This is a genomic window from Puia dinghuensis, from assembly GCF_014642875.1.
Taxonomy (GTDB): domain Bacteria; phylum Bacteroidota; class Bacteroidia; order Chitinophagales; family Chitinophagaceae; genus Puia; species Puia dinghuensis.
In genome coordinates this window covers 204,861-220,948 of record NZ_BMJC01000003.1, presented here as the reverse complement: position 1 = coordinate 220,948, position 16,088 = coordinate 204,861, and the positions used below count along the sequence as shown (strand labels likewise).

The following is a 16,088-nucleotide window of genomic DNA, read 5'->3' as shown; positions in this document are numbered from 1 at the left end:
ATTCAAAGGAAATTGACATAAGTCAAAATCCCGCTTCTGCATGCTCAGCGCGGCCGGGAGTAATATATTTACTCCTGACTAAAACGCTGTCCCTATGCAACTCTATCCACATAACCAACGAGCCTATGATAGTGCGGTAAATGCCCTCGAACACCACAACAAAACCTGTATCATCCATCCCACCGGCACGGGTAAAGCCGTTATCATCGCGAAATTCATCATTTCCAACCCCACAGCCCGACATCTCCTTCTGGCGCCCGGAGAACACATCTGTGCCGAGGTCCAAAAGCACGTTGACGGCGCCAACTTCTTCTTTTGCACCTATAGGAACTTGCTAACGTCCAAGACCCTATCGGGCCGAAACAACTTCGATTTCATTTATCTCGACGAATTCCATCGGGTGGGCGCCCGCGGATGGGGACCAAAGGTTCTACAACTGCTCGACAGGAACCCACAGGCAAAAGTGCTGGGTACTACCGCAACCCACATCCGATTCCTGGACCATAGCCGGGATATGGCCTTCGAACTGTTCAGGAACAATATCGCTTCCTATTTCTCCCTGCACGGGGCGTTTCTCGAAGGCATTTTAATGGCACCCAAATATATTAGCGCCATTTACTCCATTTCGCAGGAATACCGGCGAATGGAGGAAAAGATCGGGCAAACTCAACATCAGCAAAAAGAATCGCTGATCAGGGAAATGAAGGCGCGGGTCATCGATTGGGAAAAAAGTTCCGGCCTGGATGCCATCTTAAAAAAGCACCTGCCGCCGTCACGGAAAAAGATCATCGTCTTTTGTACTACGCTCAAAGAAATGAAAATGGCCGAGGAAACGCTTACGCCGATGCTTAAAAGCATTTTTGGAAGGTTCCTCTCCTTACCCCTTCACACAAAATTCGGGAAAAAAGTCAACGCACGACATCTTTCCAGGTTCGATAAAGACGATAACCTCACGAAAGTCTTGTTTACCGTGAATATGATCACCGAAGGCCTGCATTCAAAGGACATTTCCACCGTCATCCTGTTGAGAGAGACCAGCTCGCCCATCATTTGGTATCAGCAGATAGGAAGATGCTTCTCGGTAGATCAAAAAGAGCAACCCATAATACTCGATCTGGTAAATAATTTCAGGAATCTCCAGCACGCCCGGTTTAAGGCGGATCATGAAGAAGAGAAAGCTGCCTCGGACGATAGTAAAATAATGCGCCCCTATAATCGATTGGATAAGGTACCCACCGCCATCGAATTCATAGACGAAACCCAGGGGATCCAGGATATCTTAACCTCTTTCGAAAACCGAATCGACAATTGGGCGATAGGATATTCAAGGGCAAAGGCATTTTTTGAGAAGAAAGGGCATTTGAAAGTACCAATGAAGGAAGACTTAAACTTGCTGAGGTGGATCGAAAAACAGCAGAGCGCATTTAGAGCCGGGAGACTCTCGTCCGAAAAGGTGTCGCAACTCACCCAAATAGGCATCGATTGGAATAACACCAGTGAGGAAAGGTGGTACGCCAATTACCGCCAGCTCAGAAAAATTATCGAGGAACAAGGTTATTTACCTCGCACACGGATCGATAAACCCCTTGCCCGTTGGTTTGCACGGCAAAAGCGGTTATATCAACAAAATAAATTGGAAAAGGAGTACCGGCATCTCCTGGAAGAGATCATCTCGCTCGAGAATGACCGCGAAGTACTATGGACAAAAAGACTCGATCGGTTGGAAGAATATTTTGCAAGGCATAATAAGTTTCCCCAAGGCCGAGGTTCTGAAATTCAAACAGACGTCAGGCAGGTCCGGGTATCTCACAGAATGGGATCACTGCCTCAATTTGTCTATGATAGACTAATAGAACTGGGGTTCAAATTCAAGTATGAAAGAAATACATATGAACAAACGTTGGAATTGCTAATAAAATTCATCAGGGAAAATAACGGTAACCTTCCTACAGAAAATACCAACTACTATCTCCGGCAATGGTTTTCAACGCAATGTTCAAAATATCGTCACGGTCGCCTCAAAAAAGAACATATCGATTTATTCAGAATGCAAGAAACAGCCACCAGTTTGAAACTGCTTCCAACGCTGATCATCACTCAAAACTCACAAGCACGTCGCGCATAGTCGCCATTGTTAACAACATTTAACGGCCACGTAACACCTGCATAATATATCCTTTCTATCTTTGCGGCGACAAAAGGTAGAAGCGCTTTTACGTCTTGAATGTCCCGGCAAAAAATATTGAAAAAAGTATTTTTTGCCCGGTTTTTGAAAACCTAAAAAACCTATTAATTATGTCCCGGAAACAATTCACCGGAAAGGCGATCCTTCCCCTTTTTATCACCCTGACCCTCGCCGCACCGCAAGCCTTCAGCCAAAACTATCATTATAAAGTTGCCACCGCTGCTCAATGCAATGCCCTCGACTCCATCGTCGCCGCTGCTCATTTGCAGGTCAGCATCAGGCAGATGGATAGCAGCTCGATGCGGTTCCGTATCACTATCCAGAACCCGAACCAACATGCGGTGTCCATTTCCATCCACCATGGAAACGACATTCTCTTCGAAGATATCGCCGGCAAGGCGCCCTATGACTACGTCTACAATCTCAGCGACCTCGAAGACGGCGATTACCTTATTGTGGTAAGCAGTGGAAAAGAAAAGATCAGCCGCAACATCCGTATCCAAACCGACACCCGGGTCGATCGGCTCATCACAGTAGATTAACCCATAACCCATACCCCCGCACGCCCTCGCCACCCGCCCCGCCGTCATCCCCGACGGCGGGCCCCCACAGCCATTTACCACCCCCGCCGTCCGCTTCTCCCATTCCCACTGGCAACTCTCGACTCTACCTGCTATCTTTATTCCGTACTAACTCCTAACGCTATGCCCAAGCCTGCCATCGCTGCTATCGTCATCCTCTCTATCCTGCTTGTCCTCGCCCTCAGCTTTATCATTAGCGGTCCCAATAACCAGCAGGGTGATGACCAGGGCGTTGCCGTCGATCACGACGGTTCCGTCGAGACCGTCCTTTCCGTGGAGCACGCCGACAGCACGCACGACGTCATCCTCACCACCCACAAAGTATGGATCAAATCCGGCGTCTACAGCACCATCGTCCACCGCGACACGATCCCGACCCTCGACTCACTAAACACCACCGCCGAAAACTCCGTCGGCGATACAAAAACCGTCCGGGCAAAAAAGGACTATCAGCTGTTCATCACCGTAAAATAACCCCCTGTGAAAAAACCCCAACATATCTCCCTCGTCCTCATCACCGCCGCTCTTGCATCGTGCCACCGCCCGGGCCCCACCGACTGGGTCGACGCCAACGATCGGCATCACCAGGTCTATATCCGCAGCGACAGCACCGCCCCCTATACCTATATGCATCATCCTATCGGCAGTCCTCTTTGGTATTATGCCTTTCGGCCCTATGGCAGGTATTACAGCGGCCACTACCGGCGTGTCGGCTACTATTCCGATGCCCTTAGCGAAAGAAGCAACGTCGGCTTCGACTTCGAAAAAACCTCCGTTGTCCGCGGCGGCTTCGGCGGAGAATATTCTGTCTCCTCTTAACTTCACGCACAATGAAACGTCATACCCTCCATCCCCGCAATAACTGGCAAAAAGAAGTCGAAAAACTCGGCTTTGGTTTCCACACCACCAATGTCCCATACTGGGACGAAAGCGCCTGCTATGAATTTTCTATGAACGAGATACTCTTCATCGAAAAAGCGTCCGCCGAACTCTGGGATCTTTGTCTCGGCGCCGTCCAGCACGTCATGGACAATAATCTCTATCATCACTTCGCTATCCCCGAAGCCTTTATCCCCTACATCGAAAAGACCTGGATGGAAGACCACCCCGCCATCTATGGCCGCTATGACTTCTGTTACCAGGAGGGCAACCTCAAGCTCCTCGAATTCAACGCCGACACCCCCACCAGCCTCTATGAAGCCGGCATCATCCAATGGTTCTGGCTGCAGGACTTTGATAAAAGCAAGGATCAGTTCAACAGCGTACACGAAAAACTCATCGCCTACTGGAAATACCTCAAAGCCTATCTCTATCCCGGCTCCCTCCACTTCGCCTGTGTAAAAGGCTCACTCGAAGACCTCACCAACACCGAATATCTCCGGGATTGTGCTATCCAGGCCGGCCTGCAGACAAAACTGCTCTTCGTCGACGATATCGGCTGGGACCAAAAAGACGAGATATTTGTCGACATGGAAGACCAGCCCATCAAGAACATCTTCAAACTATATCCCTGGGAATGGCTGGTAAAGGAAGCCTTCGGCACAAACATCCTCACCGATCGCAACAAGACATTCTGGATCGAACCCGGCTGGAAGATGCTGCTCTCCAACAAGGCCATCCTCCCCATCCTCTGGGAACTCTATCCCGATTGCCCCTATCTTCTTCCTGCCTATTTCGAACCCGGCCGCCTCACCGACTACGTGAAGAAGCCTATCCTCTCCCGCGAAGGCGCCAACATCGAGCTCGTCCGCGGGAGTAGCGTCCTCCAGTCCACTGAAGGTGAATATGGCGCCGAAGGCTACATCTATCAGGAGCTCTGTGCTCTCCCCGACTTCGACGGCAACCATCCCGTCCTCGGCAGCTGGATCATTGGGCAGGAACCCGCCGGCATGGGCATCCGCGAAAGCAACACCCTTGTCACCAACAATCTCAGCCGCTTCATCCCGCACTACATCAGCTGACGCACCGGGCCGCATTCTCCCCATTTCTTCTTATTTTTAACCCGATGCGCAAACTTCGGCCCCTCCAGCTCGCGGCTGTCATTTTTCTTACCGTATCGGGCGGCCCCTACGGGTTGGAACCCCTTTTCTCCTATGTCGGCACGCACGGCGCCATGCTCCTGCTGCTCGTCACCCCCTTGCTATGGGACGTTCCCACCATCCTTACGGTACTCGAGCTCAACAGCCTCATGCCCGTCACCGGAGGTTACTACCAGTGGGTAAAACACGCCCTCGGCCTCCGCTGGGCCTTCTTCGAAGGGTGGTGGACCTGGCTCTACACCTTCTGCGATCTCACCATCTATCCCGTCCTCTTCGTCACCTATGCGGCATTTTTCTTTCCCGAGATAGCGCATTACAAGATACCCGTCTGCCTCCTCATCGTCTGGACATCGGCGCTGCTCAACATCATCGGCATCGTACCCGTCGGAAAAGCCTCCCTCGTTCTCAGCGCAGTGGTCATCGTCCCCTTCCTGCTCATTTTCGGTCTGCTCTTCTTCGGCAGCCATCCCGTTGCCATACCCACTCCCGCGCTGCACAACCCGCAGTTCTCCACCCTTAGCCTGGGACTCTACACCGTCATGTGGAACTTCATCGGCTGGGATAATGCGACTACCTATGCGGGTGAGGTTGCCCGGCCCGTGCGCTCTTATTTTACTTCTGTTTGCCTGGCCTTTCTTTTCACCGTGTCCATCTACATCCTTGCCACTATTTCCGTCAACCAGACCGGCATCGACACCTCCGGCTTCCACGAAGGCGATATGCCCCTCATCGGCGTTCTGCTCGGTGGCCGCTGGCTCGGGATGCTCGTGGCTGCAGGCGGGATGGCAGGTACCCTCGGACTCTACTCCGCCGTGCTGCTTTCGGTATCCCGCGTTCCAAAGGTAATGGCCGACGACCAGCTGTTGCCCACCTGGTTCTGCGCACTGCATCGCCGCTTCGGCACACCCTATATCTCTATTCTCGTTTCTTCCGCCATCGTCAGCATCCTGGTTGTCCTCAGCTTCTCCGAACTAGTGGTGATGGATATCATTCTTTATGGCGCGGCTCTCACCCTGGAATTTCTGGCGCTGATCATCCTGCGCAGTAAAGAACCCGACCGGCCCAGGCCCTTCAAGATCCCCCTGGGCAAAAAAGGACTTGTCCTTCTCGTCATCGCCCCCATCCTGGTTTATTCCATTGCCCTCGCAGGCGCGCTGATGTCTTCGGATACGATGCAACTCCCGCTCGGTCTTGGCCTCGGCATGCTCTTCTCCGCCACCCTTGCGTGGTGGGTAATCCGCTGGCGAAAACCCCATCTGGCAACCCAGGGCCCTCACATTAAATAATTGTAAACTTCGTCTTACGGCGCGGCCGAACTCGTTTACAAAAATAACCCGCCGTATCTTGTACAAAAGCTTCCATTTGACCTTAGTTGTTTCAAAACTATCCCACTTCCTCCGCCACCCTCTCGGCATCCTCTTCGCCGCCCTCACCCTGCTCACCTCCTGTAATCAGCATAAAAACTTCCGCCTCCTGCTCGGTTCGGAAAATGAAGCCCTCCAACCCCTCATCAAGGACTTCGCCGACAAGAAAGGCTATGACATCGACTTTGTCTACAAAGGCTCCGTAGACATCATGCTTGCTCTCCAATCCGACACCACCGACTTCGACGGCGTCTGGCCCGCTTCCGGGCTCTGGATCACTCTCGGGGACCAGCACCACAAGGTGAAATACGCAAAGTCGATCCTCACCAGCCCGGTCGTCTTCGGCATAAAGAAAAGCCTCGCCCGGCAACTCAACTTCATCGGCCGCCCCGTCAAAGTAGCTGACATCCTCACTGCCATCCGCAACCGGCAACTGAAATTTATGATGACCTCGGCCTCGCAATCCAACTCCGGCGCGAGCGCCTACTTCGGCTTCCTCTACGCCCTGCTCGGCAACCCCGAATACATCACTAAGGACGATCTTCACAAGCCTGAACTTAAGGAGCAGATCCGCGAATTGCTCTCCGGCATCAACCGCTCTTCCGGCAGCTCGGGCTGGTTAAAAGACCTCTTCCTCCAGGGCAACGGTCAGTACGACGCCATGGTCAACTATGAATCCATCATCATCGAGACCAACCAGGAACTCCTCCGGCGCAACCAGGAACCCCTCTATGTCGTCTATCCCACCGACGGCCTCGTCATCGCCGACTCGCAATTGGGCTTCGTCGATCGGAGCGGAAGCGACAACAACAGCGACGGCAAGGACAAGGAAACCTTCTTCCGCCAATTGCAGGACTACCTGCTCAGCAGCGACGTCCAGGCAAAGCTGCTGCAGCTCGGTCGCCGTACCGGCTTCGCCGGCGAATTGACCAACGCGCCCCCCGACGTCTTCCGCGCCGACTGGGGCATCGACACAAAAAAGATACTCAGCCCCATCAAGCTCCCCGGCGAAGACGTCATCCGGGAAGCCCTCAGCCTCTACCAAACGGATTTTCGTAAACCCTCCTTTACTGTCTTCTGCCTCGACTTCTCCGGCAGCATGAACACCAATGGCGGCGCCGATCAGGTGAAGCAGGCCATGCAGCTTCTTCTCGACCAGGATCAGGCAAAACGTTACTTTCTCCAGGCCTCCGACGACGATCGCCTCATCATCATCCCCTTCAATCATGATCTTATTACCGAATGGGAAGCCGATGGCAACCAGGGCGACTCGCTAAAAGCCATCCTCCAACGGGTGACCGATCTGTACCCCTCCGGCGGCACCGACATCTATTCGCCCGTCATCCGGGGACTCGAAGCGATAAAACAAGGCGACACCGCCGATCACTATATTCCAGCCATAATCCTCATGACCGATGGGGAGTCCAACACCGGCAAAACCTATCCCGATCTCTCGAAAGCCTGGACGGCTAACGGCCTCGACATCCCCGTCTTCGCCATCACCTTCGGGGATGCATCCGACGACCAGTTGAATCAAATTGTCGGCCTCACCCGTGCCAGTCTCTTCGACGGCAAGAAAGATCTCATAACCGCATTTCGTAAAGCAAAAGGATATAACTAGTGCGAAATTTCACCAACATAACAGGCCTCATCTCTGGCGTCATCGGCGCCACTGGATTCCTGGTGCTGTTCTTCTTCCTTGGGATACCCCTGCTGACGTCCCTGTTGCTCGGCCTCGCCTGCTTTGGCGGCGCCTGGCTGTTTATCTACGCCTTCCGGCCCAAACCCCGTATGCAGTTCGACATCGGCGCAGGCATCACCCCGCAGCTGCTCGAGACCACGATGAAAGAAGGCGGCGAAAAGGTAAAAGCCCTCGTCGACTGTGCCAACGATATAAAGGACCCGGCGATCCGCGCCAAGATCGCCCGCATCATCGATGTCATCAAACGCATCTTTGGCAACTTTGAAAAAGACCCAAAGGATATAAAACAGGCAAAGCAATTCCTGGCTTATTATCTCGACACCAGTATAAAGATCGTCCGCAAATACCGCGACCTCTCCCAGCAGAACGTCCGTTCGCCGGAGATCGCCGCCACCCTTGCCAAGGCCGAACTCATGCTCGACTCCATCGAAAAAGCGTTTGAGAAGCAACACGCCCGTCTCCTGCGCGATGACGCGATGGAACTCGACACCGAGATCCAGACCCTGGAAAAAACCTTCAACGCGGAAGATTTGAAATGATAACCTATGCGCGGAATATTCATTGGACTCGGACTCTTTCTTCTGGCGGTCGTCGTCGGGGTGGCCTATTGGTACGAGGGCAATCATAAGACCCTGCTCACCATAAAAGGCATCGTCGGCAGCGAAAAAAGCAATTTTCTCGAAAACCCCCGTGTCCGCTCTATCCTGGAAACTAAATACGGCCTGAAACTCGACTACACCCGCGAAGGCTCCATCGAAATGGTCTCCTCACCCGTCAAAGACGACATTGATTTCCTCTGGCCTTCCAGCCAGGTCGCGCTCGAACTCTTCAAGAACACCCAAAGCAACCGCCTTATCCAATCCGAACTCGTCTTCAATTCCCCCGTCGTCCTCTATAGCTGGGACATCGTCGTAAAAGCCCTCGTCGCCCAGGGCCTTGTAAAGGTGGAGGACAGTGTCGCCTATCTCACGGATATGGACAAGCTCATCCGGTGGGAGCTCACCGGCAAGTCCTGGCCCGACATTGGTCTTCCCGATCTGTATGGGAAGGTCAATGTCATCACCACCGATCCGACAAAGTCCAACACCGGCAACCTCTACGCCGGTCTCATGGCCAACTTCCTCAGCCCCGACGGCGTCAACGACCCCGACAGCGTCGATCGTATCCTGCCTTCGCTGCAAAAACTCTTCACCCGCCAGGGCTTCATGCAAAGCTCATCGGGCTTTCTCTTCGAACAATTTCTCCAAACCGGGGTGGGACAGTACCCCCTCATTGCGGACTACGAAAACCAGATCGTCGAGTTCTCCCTCCAGCATCCCGACTTCTGGCCAAAAGTGAAGGACAAGATAAAGATCGTTTATCCCGTTCCTACCGTGTGGAGCGAACACCCCGTACTCATCTTAAATAAAAAAGCCCTGCCCCTCCTCGACGCGCTGAAGGACCCCGAGATCCAACGCATCGCCTGGGAAGAACACGGCTTTCGCACCGGCCTCATCGGCGTACAAAACGACCCGAAGGTCATAAAGGTGGATGGTCTCGCGCGCAGCATCAACAAGACCATGCCCATGCCCCGCGCCGCCATCATGGAAAAAATCATTAATGCCCTTAATACAAATAATCAATAGCCATGAGCGATACCAACATGCCCGTTCCGCTAAGCCAGGGCAACGCCAACCTCGATATTACGAAATTCACCCCCGAAGAAATGACCAGGGTGGAAACCATCAGGCAGCAGATCAATCTCGAAGATTCGCAGGCCATCATCACTTATGGGGTAGGGGCCCAGCGCGAGATCTCCACCTTCGCTGATACTATCCTCGGCGAAGTGCGCAACAAGGACAGCGGTTATGTCGGGGACATCATGACCAATCTGCTCACGCATATTAAAAAGGTGGATGTCAACGGCCTCGAGATAAAAGGCGGCTTCCTCTCGCGTATTCCCATCTTGTCGTCGTTCTTCAATTCGGTGAAGAAATTCATCGCCGGCTATGATAAGCTCAGCGTTCAGATCGAAAAGATCACCGATCAGCTCGACAACGCACGGATGGGCCTGTTACGCGACATCACCCTGCTGGATAATATGTTCGTCAAGAACCAGGACTATCGCAAAAACCTCGAAGCTTATATCGCGGCGGGGCAGCTAAAGATACACGAGCTCCAAACCACCACTCTCCCCGCCCTCCGCGCAAAGGCCGGCGAGACAAAGGATGCCCTCGACGCCCAGCGGTATAATGATTTTTCCCAGACCCTCAATCGCTTCGAGAAAAAGGTCTACGATCTCAATCTCAGCCACGTCATTTCTATTCAGACCGGGCCGCAGATCCGCCTCATCCAGAACGGCAACCAGGCCCTCGTCGAAAAGATCCAGAGCAGCATCCTCAATACGATACCGCTCTGGAAAAATCAAATGGTCATCGCCATCACCCTCCTGCGCCAGCGTAACTCGCTCGAACTACAAAAGGAGGTCACCAAAACCACCAACGAACTGCTCACAAAGAACAGCCAGCTGTTGAAGGAAGGCACTATCGAGATCGCAAAGGAATCCGAAAGCGGCATCGTCGAGATCGAAACCCTGAAGAAAGTAAATAACGATCTCATCAGCACCATCGAGGAAACCCTCAAGATCCAGGCCGAAGGCAAGATCAAACGCCAGCAGGCCGAAACCGAACTCGTCCGCCTCGAATCCGATCTGAAGGACAAGCTGCTTTCGCTGAAGAGCTAACGGCAACGGCTCGATTGGGCTTTTCCCTTATTTTACAATTTCATAGCAATGCGCATATTGCATGAATCGACACGTTTATGCTCCCTCTGTGCACGGCGGTTCCTATTTTTGAATGGTTATCGCATAGCTGTGACCGATACAAATGATTGAAATAACGGATTATTGGTTATCTTAAGGCCCGTCATCCGTTCCCGCCTTTAGATATCCCATCAATTTTTAACTTTTAAACCTTACTGACCAATGAGATCGATTTTTCAATCTATCGCTTATCTTATCCCCCTTTTGACTACGGTTCAGCTGCTGCAAGCTCAAAGCAATACTTTCCCTGCCACTGGGAATGTAGGCATCGGCACCGGCACTACCACCCCTTCCAACGCGCTTACAGTCATCTCGTCAAGCTCTCCGGCCTATTTCCAATACACTGGTACGGCAAATAGCGCCATTACCTTTGCAAATGCCAGTAATCATCTCAATCTCGGCATTGGCTCCGCGACACCGCACGGCTATCTTTGGTCCAATACCGGCAGTTTTTTCATCGGCAACGACGGCGGCCCCACCTTCTTCATATCGGGCATGGCAAATGGTAATGTCGGCATCAATATGAGCAATCCCGCGTGGAACCTGGACGTGAATGGCTCCATTCACTCGAACAATATACTCGTTGTCGATGCCCAGGGAGCCAACACTGCCGCTGCCTGGCTGAAAGGGACTGCCAGTGGAGATGCTAATCTCATCCTGCAGGGAGGCGCCGGTAACTGGCAGGCCTTTTGGCTCACTGCGACACTAAATATGTTCCGGATAGGGAACAATGGCGGCGTCGAACCCAACACCGGTGTGATCAACATAGACTACACGGGGCATATGGCGGTTGGCGGCAATCCGGTGAGCAACTATATACTAGACGTTTATGGGAATCTTCGTGCCAACCAGGTGGTGGTCAATACTACAGGCGCCGACTTCGTATTCGATTCGGCCTATAAGCTGCCTTCCCTGCACCAACTGGAGAAATATATTCACGCCAATCACCACCTCCCGGATGTTGCTCCTGCGAAGCAGATGCAGGAGGAAGGCGTTAATGTGGGCGATAACCAAACCATGCTGCTGAAAAAGATAGAAGAGCTTACCCTATATATCATTGAACAGGACAAAAAGATGGCCCAGATGCAGGCTCAGCTGGATGAGCTGAAAGCACACCGGAAGTAATGACTTTGCCGCCCCCGCCGAAGGCGGGTGCGGCTCTTCTACAACTGCTGTCCCCCCGACACCTCGATCCGTTGGGCGGTGATCCATCGTGCTTCTTCACTGCAGATGAGCGTCACGGCAGCGCCAATATCTTCCGGCTGCCCGATCCTGCCCAGCGCAAAAATAGACGCCACCTGCTTCCGGCCTTCTTCGGTGGGCGGCAGTCCGCCCCTGGTAAAGTCCGTCTCTGTCAATCCCGGCGCTATCGTGTTCACGGTGATGCCCCTCGGGCCAAGCTCTTTGGCGAGATAGCGCGTAAATACCTCTATCGCCCCCTTCATCGAGGCGTAGGCCGCATACCCCGGGTAGGTGAAGCGGGCCAGTCCGGAGGAAATATTGATCACGCGGCCATTATCATTCAACAGGGGCAGCGCCTTTTGGGTGAGGAAGAATACGCCTTTCAGGTGGATGCTGTACAGCTGGTCGAACACCGCCTCCGGGGTATCCGCAACGGAATAATGGGCGCCCGTACCTGCGTTATTGATCAGGATGTCGAAATTTCCGCTGCCCGTATACTTCATCAGATGAGCCGATACTGCCGCAAAGAATCCGTCAAAGGATACGATATTCGTCGTGTCCAATTGATAGGCTTCTGCGTTACGCCCCATCCCACGAATCTCATCCACTACTTTCTCCGCTTCCGTCTTGTTGCTGTTGTACGTCAGGATAATATCATGTCCTTTCCCGGCCAGCTGTAGCGCCATATTCTTTCCCAGGCCCCTGCTGCCACCGGTGATCAATGCAATTTTCGTTCTTGTTGCCATAAATAGTGATTTAGGCTACAAAATTCGGCAGCATCCGGGATAAGGGAATGGTGATAGTTTCAGTATTTTTGTCTTCAACAAAACACCACATGCCATTAAACCCGGACCCTTTCCTGCCGCTTTTTACCCACATCCGGAAATTTGTCGCTCTCGACGACGGGGAAGCCGCCGCCCTTACCAGGGGTCTGCGCTGTAAAAAGCTAAAGAAAAAGGATTTCCTGTTAAAGGAAGGGCAGGTCTGTACGTCGAACTATTTCGTCCTCAAGGGCTGTCTGCGCATGTACTTCATTCGTGAGGACGGCGTGGAACACATCATCCAGTTCGCCATCGAGAATTGGTGGATCACCGACTTTCAAAGCCTCGACTGGCAGCAATCGTCGCGCTTCCATATCCAGGCCATCGAGACTACCGAAGTCGCCATCCTCGATCGTCGCACCGCGCCCACCCTCTGCGCCCGCCTTCCCCAATTCGATCACTATCTCCGCCTCATCGTCCAACGCGCCTTTGCCGCCGCCCAGCAAAACCTCTTCTTTCTCTACACCTTCTCCGGCGAAGAGCGGTATCATCATTTCAACGACGCCTTCCCCGAATTCGTCCAGCGCATCCCCCAATACATGGTTGCCTCCTACCTCGGGTTCACTCCCGAATTCATCAGCAAGATCAAAACCCGCCGCAAATAGCTCCTGGCCTCATCCGCAATAATGCCCTGTTTTTTCTTAATCATGATTATTTTTTCCCACCCTCATCCGTCCAAACTTTGTGTCATCAAAAACAAAGCATTATGTCAACACGTCTCAAACTCGGAAAAGCCGAACCTGCCGGCTACAAGGCAATCATCGACTTTGACAAGTATCTCCAGACCACCCGCCTCACTGCCACCCACAAAGATCTGATAAAGATAAGAGCCTCGCAGATCAATGGCTGCGCCTACTGTATCGATTTGCATGCAAAGGAAGCCCGTCAGGCCGGTGAGTCCGAACAACGCATCTACGCCCTCACCGCCTGGCGCGACACCCCTTTCTTCACCCCCGAAGAACGCGCCATCCTGGCCCTCACCGAAGAAATAACGCTTATCAGCAACCACGTCTCCGATAAAACCTACAACGAAGCCGCGGCCCTCTTCGACGAACAATACATCGGCCAGATCATCATGGCCGCCATCGTCATCAACGCCTGGAACCGTATCGGCATCGCCACCGCCATGAGCCCCGCAGCATCATAGCCCTTCCCCACCAATGGTGGACCCCCAATCCCCGCTGACGCCACCGGCACACCCCCCGGCGGCGTTCCCATTTCACCGCAACTCTCGCCCTCTTCACCGATTTTGAAGTTACAACATTGTTAAAGCGAATTTCGAGACCCCGGACGGCAACTCTTTTCATTTTATTTTCGTAACATTACTAAAAGAGAAAACACAAGCCGACACGCCCATGCTTAAGATTCTTTTATCCGCCTTCCTCCTCACCGGATGGTTCAACATCGAATGGCACCACGATCTGAAGGAAGCCGAAACCATCGCCAAAAGCGAACATCGCTTCATCCTGCTCAATTTTTCCGGCTCGGACTGGTGTGGTCCGTGCATCCGGATGCACAAAGAAATATTCAACGATGATGTATTTCGCCATTTCGCCGATTCATCCCTGGTGATGGTCAACGCGGATTTCCCCCGCATGAGGAAAAATCAGCTGCCGCCCCAACAGCAGCAACTGAACGACGCTATGGCCGATCAATACAATCCCAAAGGCAAATTCCCGCTCACCCTGTTGCTGACAGCAGATGGGAAAGTGCTGAAAACCTGGGATGGATTTCCCGATGGGGGAGCCCCAGCCTTCACGCAACAGGTTCGGACCATCACCGCCGCAGGCAACTAACCTTCGTCAAACACCATCACCGTTACAAACACCGGCACCGCCGTATACACCAATAAAAGTCAACAACATGATACCCAAATCACCAGCCGTCGCCCTGGCGACCGCCGTGGCCATCGGCTGCAGCGTCCTCTCCATCACCGCCTGCACTTCGGTGAAGGAATACCAGAAGAGCAGGCTCAATGACGCGGAAATGTCCCTCGGCAACCGCACCGTCGAAAAGAACGAACTGAATTTTCAATCCTATCGCGAAGGCTCTTCCGGCGCAAATGGCGGCAAAACCGGCGGCGGCTGCGGCTGTAATTAAAGGCAGTAATTAAACGCTACTACTACACATGAGAAAGATCTGTCTCACCGTCATCGGTATGTACCTCACACTGATGCATGCCTTCTCCCAATCCGCCCCAAAAGACACTTCGGACTTCAAACCCCGGAAGTTAAAACTGGAGGAAATAAACCTCGTCGGCAGCTACTATACGCAAACCGGCGACCACTCCTCCATCCAGGGTGGCATCGGCTCAGAAGCGGTCACCGATCTCGCCAGTGGCATCGAACTCAAATTCGTGGGCTACGACTTCCTCCAGCGTAAGAACACCCTCACCCTGAGCGGAGGCTACGACCACCACACCGCCGCCTCCCAGGCCTGGGTCAGCAAGACCGGCGCGTCGAAAACCGGCGGTACCCGCATCTATCCCTCTCTCAAGTGGCAGCGCGAGAACGAACAAAAGGGCACCCTCTTTGGTTTAGGCGCTTCTTACTCATCTGAATATAACTATCACTCCATCGGCCTGGAATCAGATTTTTCCGTAAAGACCAAACACAACGGCGAATTCGGGCTAAAGCTATCGGGCTATTTCGATCAGGTGAAACTTCTCCGCCCCTCCGAATTCAACACCACCGACACCATCACCAACTCTTCAGGCGGCACCACTACCTATACAACCGCCAGCGGCCGCACCGTGACCCTCAGCTCGGGTGGAACGTATGTGAGTGAAAGCGGTTCGTCGGCCATCCCCTCCAGCCCCAGGGAAACCTACACCGCCTCTTTCTCCTTCAGCCAGATCATCAACAGCCGGCTGCAAGGCGCCCTGCTGCTGGATCTCGTTGCCCAGAACGGCTATCTCGGCCTGCCCTTCCACCGGGTATATTTCAAGGATGGCACGGATTCGGTGGAGAACCTGCCTTCCACCCGCTTCAAATTGCCCATCGGCCTCCGCCTCAATTATTTCCTGGGCGATCGGGTCATCCTTCGCTCGTACTATCGCTTCTATGTCGACGACTGGGGCATCCGCTCGCACACCGCCAGCCTCGAGGTCCCGGTAAAGTTCACCCCCTTCTTCTCCATCAGCCCCTTCTATCGCTATTATACCCAAACGGCCGCCAGGTATTTTGCGCCTTACGAGACTCATACCGAGTCCCAGACCTATTACACCAGCAATTATGCCCTCTCGGCCTTCTCGAGTCAGTTCTTTGGCGCGGGTATCCGACTCTCGCCACCTGGCGGCATCCTCCATACCCACCTCAGCACCCTCGAGATTCGGTATGGACACTATACTCAGACAACCGACCTCGTCTCCGACGTCGTTTCATTAAATATCTCGTTCAAATGAGGATAGCGTCG

Annotated in this window: 17 protein-coding genes; 16 read left to right on the top strand and 1 reads right to left on the bottom strand. The window is 53.2% G+C overall.

The window, feature by feature from the left end; translation table 11 throughout:
• Nucleotides 1–94: 94 nt before the first annotated feature.
• From IEY39_RS14235 to IEY39_RS14185, 11 genes are all read left to right on the top strand, one after another.
• The gene (locus IEY39_RS14235) at nt 95–2,125 is read left to right on the top strand and encodes a Helicase associated domain protein (protein WP_188932651.1); all 2,031 of its coding nucleotides are present in this window, start codon (nt 95–97) and stop codon (nt 2,123–2,125) included.
• Between the two features lie 170 nt (nt 2,126–2,295).
• Nucleotides 2,296–2,727 carry a hypothetical protein gene (locus tag IEY39_RS14230; protein ID WP_188932648.1) on the top strand — a complete coding sequence of 144 codons (432 nt, stop codon included), beginning with the start codon at nt 2,296–2,298 and terminating at the stop codon, nt 2,725–2,727.
• Nucleotides 2,728–2,889: 162 nt separating this feature from the next.
• Nucleotides 2,890–3,240 carry a hypothetical protein gene (locus IEY39_RS14225; RefSeq protein ID WP_188932647.1) on the top strand — a complete coding sequence of 117 codons (351 nt, stop codon included), beginning with the start codon at nt 2,890–2,892 and terminating at the stop codon, nt 3,238–3,240.
• Between the two features lie 6 nt (nt 3,241–3,246).
• Nucleotides 3,247–3,585 (top strand): hypothetical protein, encoded by a 339-nt coding sequence (locus tag IEY39_RS14220; RefSeq protein WP_188932645.1) that lies wholly within the window; start codon nt 3,247–3,249, stop codon nt 3,583–3,585.
• 11 nt (nt 3,586–3,596) lie between these two features.
• Nucleotides 3,597–4,727 (top strand): glutathionylspermidine synthase family protein, encoded by a 1,131-nt coding sequence (locus tag IEY39_RS14215; RefSeq protein ID WP_188932643.1) that lies wholly within the window; start codon nt 3,597–3,599, stop codon nt 4,725–4,727.
• Between the two features lie 44 nt (nt 4,728–4,771).
• Nucleotides 4,772–6,091: an APC family permease gene (locus tag IEY39_RS14210; RefSeq protein ID WP_188932641.1), complete on the top strand. Its 1,320-nt coding sequence runs from the start codon at nt 4,772–4,774 to the stop codon at nt 6,089–6,091.
• Between the two features lie 76 nt (nt 6,092–6,167).
• On the top strand, nt 6,168–7,790 hold the full coding sequence (locus tag IEY39_RS14205) for a VWA domain-containing protein (RefSeq protein ID WP_188932639.1): 1,623 nt from the start codon (nt 6,168–6,170) through the stop codon (nt 7,788–7,790).
• Nucleotides 7,790–8,410: a 5-bromo-4-chloroindolyl phosphate hydrolysis family protein gene (locus IEY39_RS14200; RefSeq protein WP_188932637.1), complete on the top strand. Its 621-nt coding sequence runs from the start codon at nt 7,790–7,792 to the stop codon at nt 8,408–8,410. Before IEY39_RS14205 ends, IEY39_RS14200 begins: the two co-directional genes overlap by 1 nt.
• 6 nt (nt 8,411–8,416) lie before the next feature.
• Nucleotides 8,417–9,496, top strand: a complete 1,080-nt coding sequence (locus IEY39_RS14195) for a substrate-binding domain-containing protein (RefSeq protein WP_188932635.1) — start codon at nt 8,417–8,419, stop codon at nt 9,494–9,496.
• A 2-nt stretch (nt 9,497–9,498) separates the two neighbouring features.
• The gene (locus IEY39_RS14190) at nt 9,499–10,593 is read left to right on the top strand and encodes a toxic anion resistance protein (protein ID WP_188932633.1); all 1,095 of its coding nucleotides are present in this window, start codon (nt 9,499–9,501) and stop codon (nt 10,591–10,593) included.
• A 240-nt stretch (nt 10,594–10,833) separates the two neighbouring features.
• Entirely contained in the window at nt 10,834–11,796 is a 963-nt protein-coding gene (locus tag IEY39_RS14185; RefSeq protein ID WP_188932631.1) for a hypothetical protein, read from the top strand.
• Nucleotides 11,797–11,834: 38 nt separating this feature from the next.
• Here IEY39_RS14185 and IEY39_RS14180 read toward each other — a convergent pair whose 3' ends face one another.
• Nucleotides 11,835–12,599: an SDR family NAD(P)-dependent oxidoreductase gene (locus IEY39_RS14180; protein WP_188932629.1), complete on the bottom strand. Its 765-nt coding sequence runs from the start codon at nt 12,597–12,599 to the stop codon at nt 11,835–11,837.
• Between the two features lie 89 nt (nt 12,600–12,688).
• Here IEY39_RS14180 and IEY39_RS14175 point away from each other — a divergent pair, with 89 nt between their 5' ends.
• The 5 genes from IEY39_RS14175 (at nt 12,689) to IEY39_RS14155 (ending at nt 16,077) form a co-directional block, all read left to right on the top strand.
• Nucleotides 12,689–13,279 (top strand): Crp/Fnr family transcriptional regulator, encoded by a 591-nt coding sequence (locus IEY39_RS14175; RefSeq protein ID WP_188932628.1) that lies wholly within the window; start codon nt 12,689–12,691, stop codon nt 13,277–13,279.
• Between the two features lie 101 nt (nt 13,280–13,380).
• A complete protein-coding gene (locus IEY39_RS14170) occupies nt 13,381–13,821 on the top strand; it encodes a carboxymuconolactone decarboxylase family protein (protein WP_188932626.1) in 441 nt (146 codons plus the stop codon).
• Nucleotides 13,822–14,029: 208 nt separating this feature from the next.
• Nucleotides 14,030–14,470 carry a thioredoxin family protein gene (locus IEY39_RS14165; protein WP_188932624.1) on the top strand — a complete coding sequence of 147 codons (441 nt, stop codon included), beginning with the start codon at nt 14,030–14,032 and terminating at the stop codon, nt 14,468–14,470.
• 67 nt (nt 14,471–14,537) lie between these two features.
• On the top strand, nt 14,538–14,774 hold the full coding sequence (locus IEY39_RS14160) for a DUF4266 domain-containing protein (RefSeq protein ID WP_188932622.1): 237 nt from the start codon (nt 14,538–14,540) through the stop codon (nt 14,772–14,774).
• Between the two features lie 28 nt (nt 14,775–14,802).
• The gene (locus IEY39_RS14155) at nt 14,803–16,077 is read left to right on the top strand and encodes a DUF3570 domain-containing protein (protein ID WP_188932621.1); all 1,275 of its coding nucleotides are present in this window, start codon (nt 14,803–14,805) and stop codon (nt 16,075–16,077) included.
• The last annotated feature ends 11 nt before the right edge of the window (nt 16,078–16,088 follow it).

Excerpts from the sequence above, each read along its gene's own strand:
- IEY39_RS14235 (WP_188932651.1), top strand. The coding sequence starts at position 95 with ATGCAACTCTATCCACATAACCAACGAGCCTATGATAGTGCGGTAAAT.
- IEY39_RS14230 (WP_188932648.1), top strand. The coding sequence starts at position 2,296 with ATGTCCCGGAAACAATTCACCGGAAAGGCGATCCTTCCCCTTTTTATC.
- IEY39_RS14225 (WP_188932647.1), top strand. The coding sequence starts at position 2,890 with ATGCCCAAGCCTGCCATCGCTGCTATCGTCATCCTCTCTATCCTGCTT.
- IEY39_RS14215 (WP_188932643.1), top strand. The coding sequence starts at position 3,597 with ATGAAACGTCATACCCTCCATCCCCGCAATAACTGGCAAAAAGAAGTC.
- IEY39_RS14210 (WP_188932641.1), top strand. The coding sequence starts at position 4,772 with ATGCGCAAACTTCGGCCCCTCCAGCTCGCGGCTGTCATTTTTCTTACC.
- IEY39_RS14195 (WP_188932635.1), top strand. The coding sequence starts at position 8,417 with ATGCGCGGAATATTCATTGGACTCGGACTCTTTCTTCTGGCGGTCGTC.
- IEY39_RS14190 (WP_188932633.1), top strand. The coding sequence starts at position 9,499 with ATGAGCGATACCAACATGCCCGTTCCGCTAAGCCAGGGCAACGCCAAC.
- IEY39_RS14185 (WP_188932631.1), top strand. The coding sequence starts at position 10,834 with ATGAGATCGATTTTTCAATCTATCGCTTATCTTATCCCCCTTTTGACT.
- IEY39_RS14180 (WP_188932629.1), bottom strand. The coding sequence starts at position 12,599 with ATGGCAACAAGAACGAAAATTGCATTGATCACCGGTGGCAGCAGGGGC.
- IEY39_RS14175 (WP_188932628.1), top strand. The coding sequence starts at position 12,689 with ATGCCATTAAACCCGGACCCTTTCCTGCCGCTTTTTACCCACATCCGG.
- IEY39_RS14170 (WP_188932626.1), top strand. The coding sequence starts at position 13,381 with ATGTCAACACGTCTCAAACTCGGAAAAGCCGAACCTGCCGGCTACAAG.
- IEY39_RS14165 (WP_188932624.1), top strand. The coding sequence starts at position 14,030 with ATGCTTAAGATTCTTTTATCCGCCTTCCTCCTCACCGGATGGTTCAAC.
- IEY39_RS14160 (WP_188932622.1), top strand. The coding sequence starts at position 14,538 with ATGATACCCAAATCACCAGCCGTCGCCCTGGCGACCGCCGTGGCCATC.
- IEY39_RS14155 (WP_188932621.1), top strand. The coding sequence starts at position 14,803 with ATGAGAAAGATCTGTCTCACCGTCATCGGTATGTACCTCACACTGATG.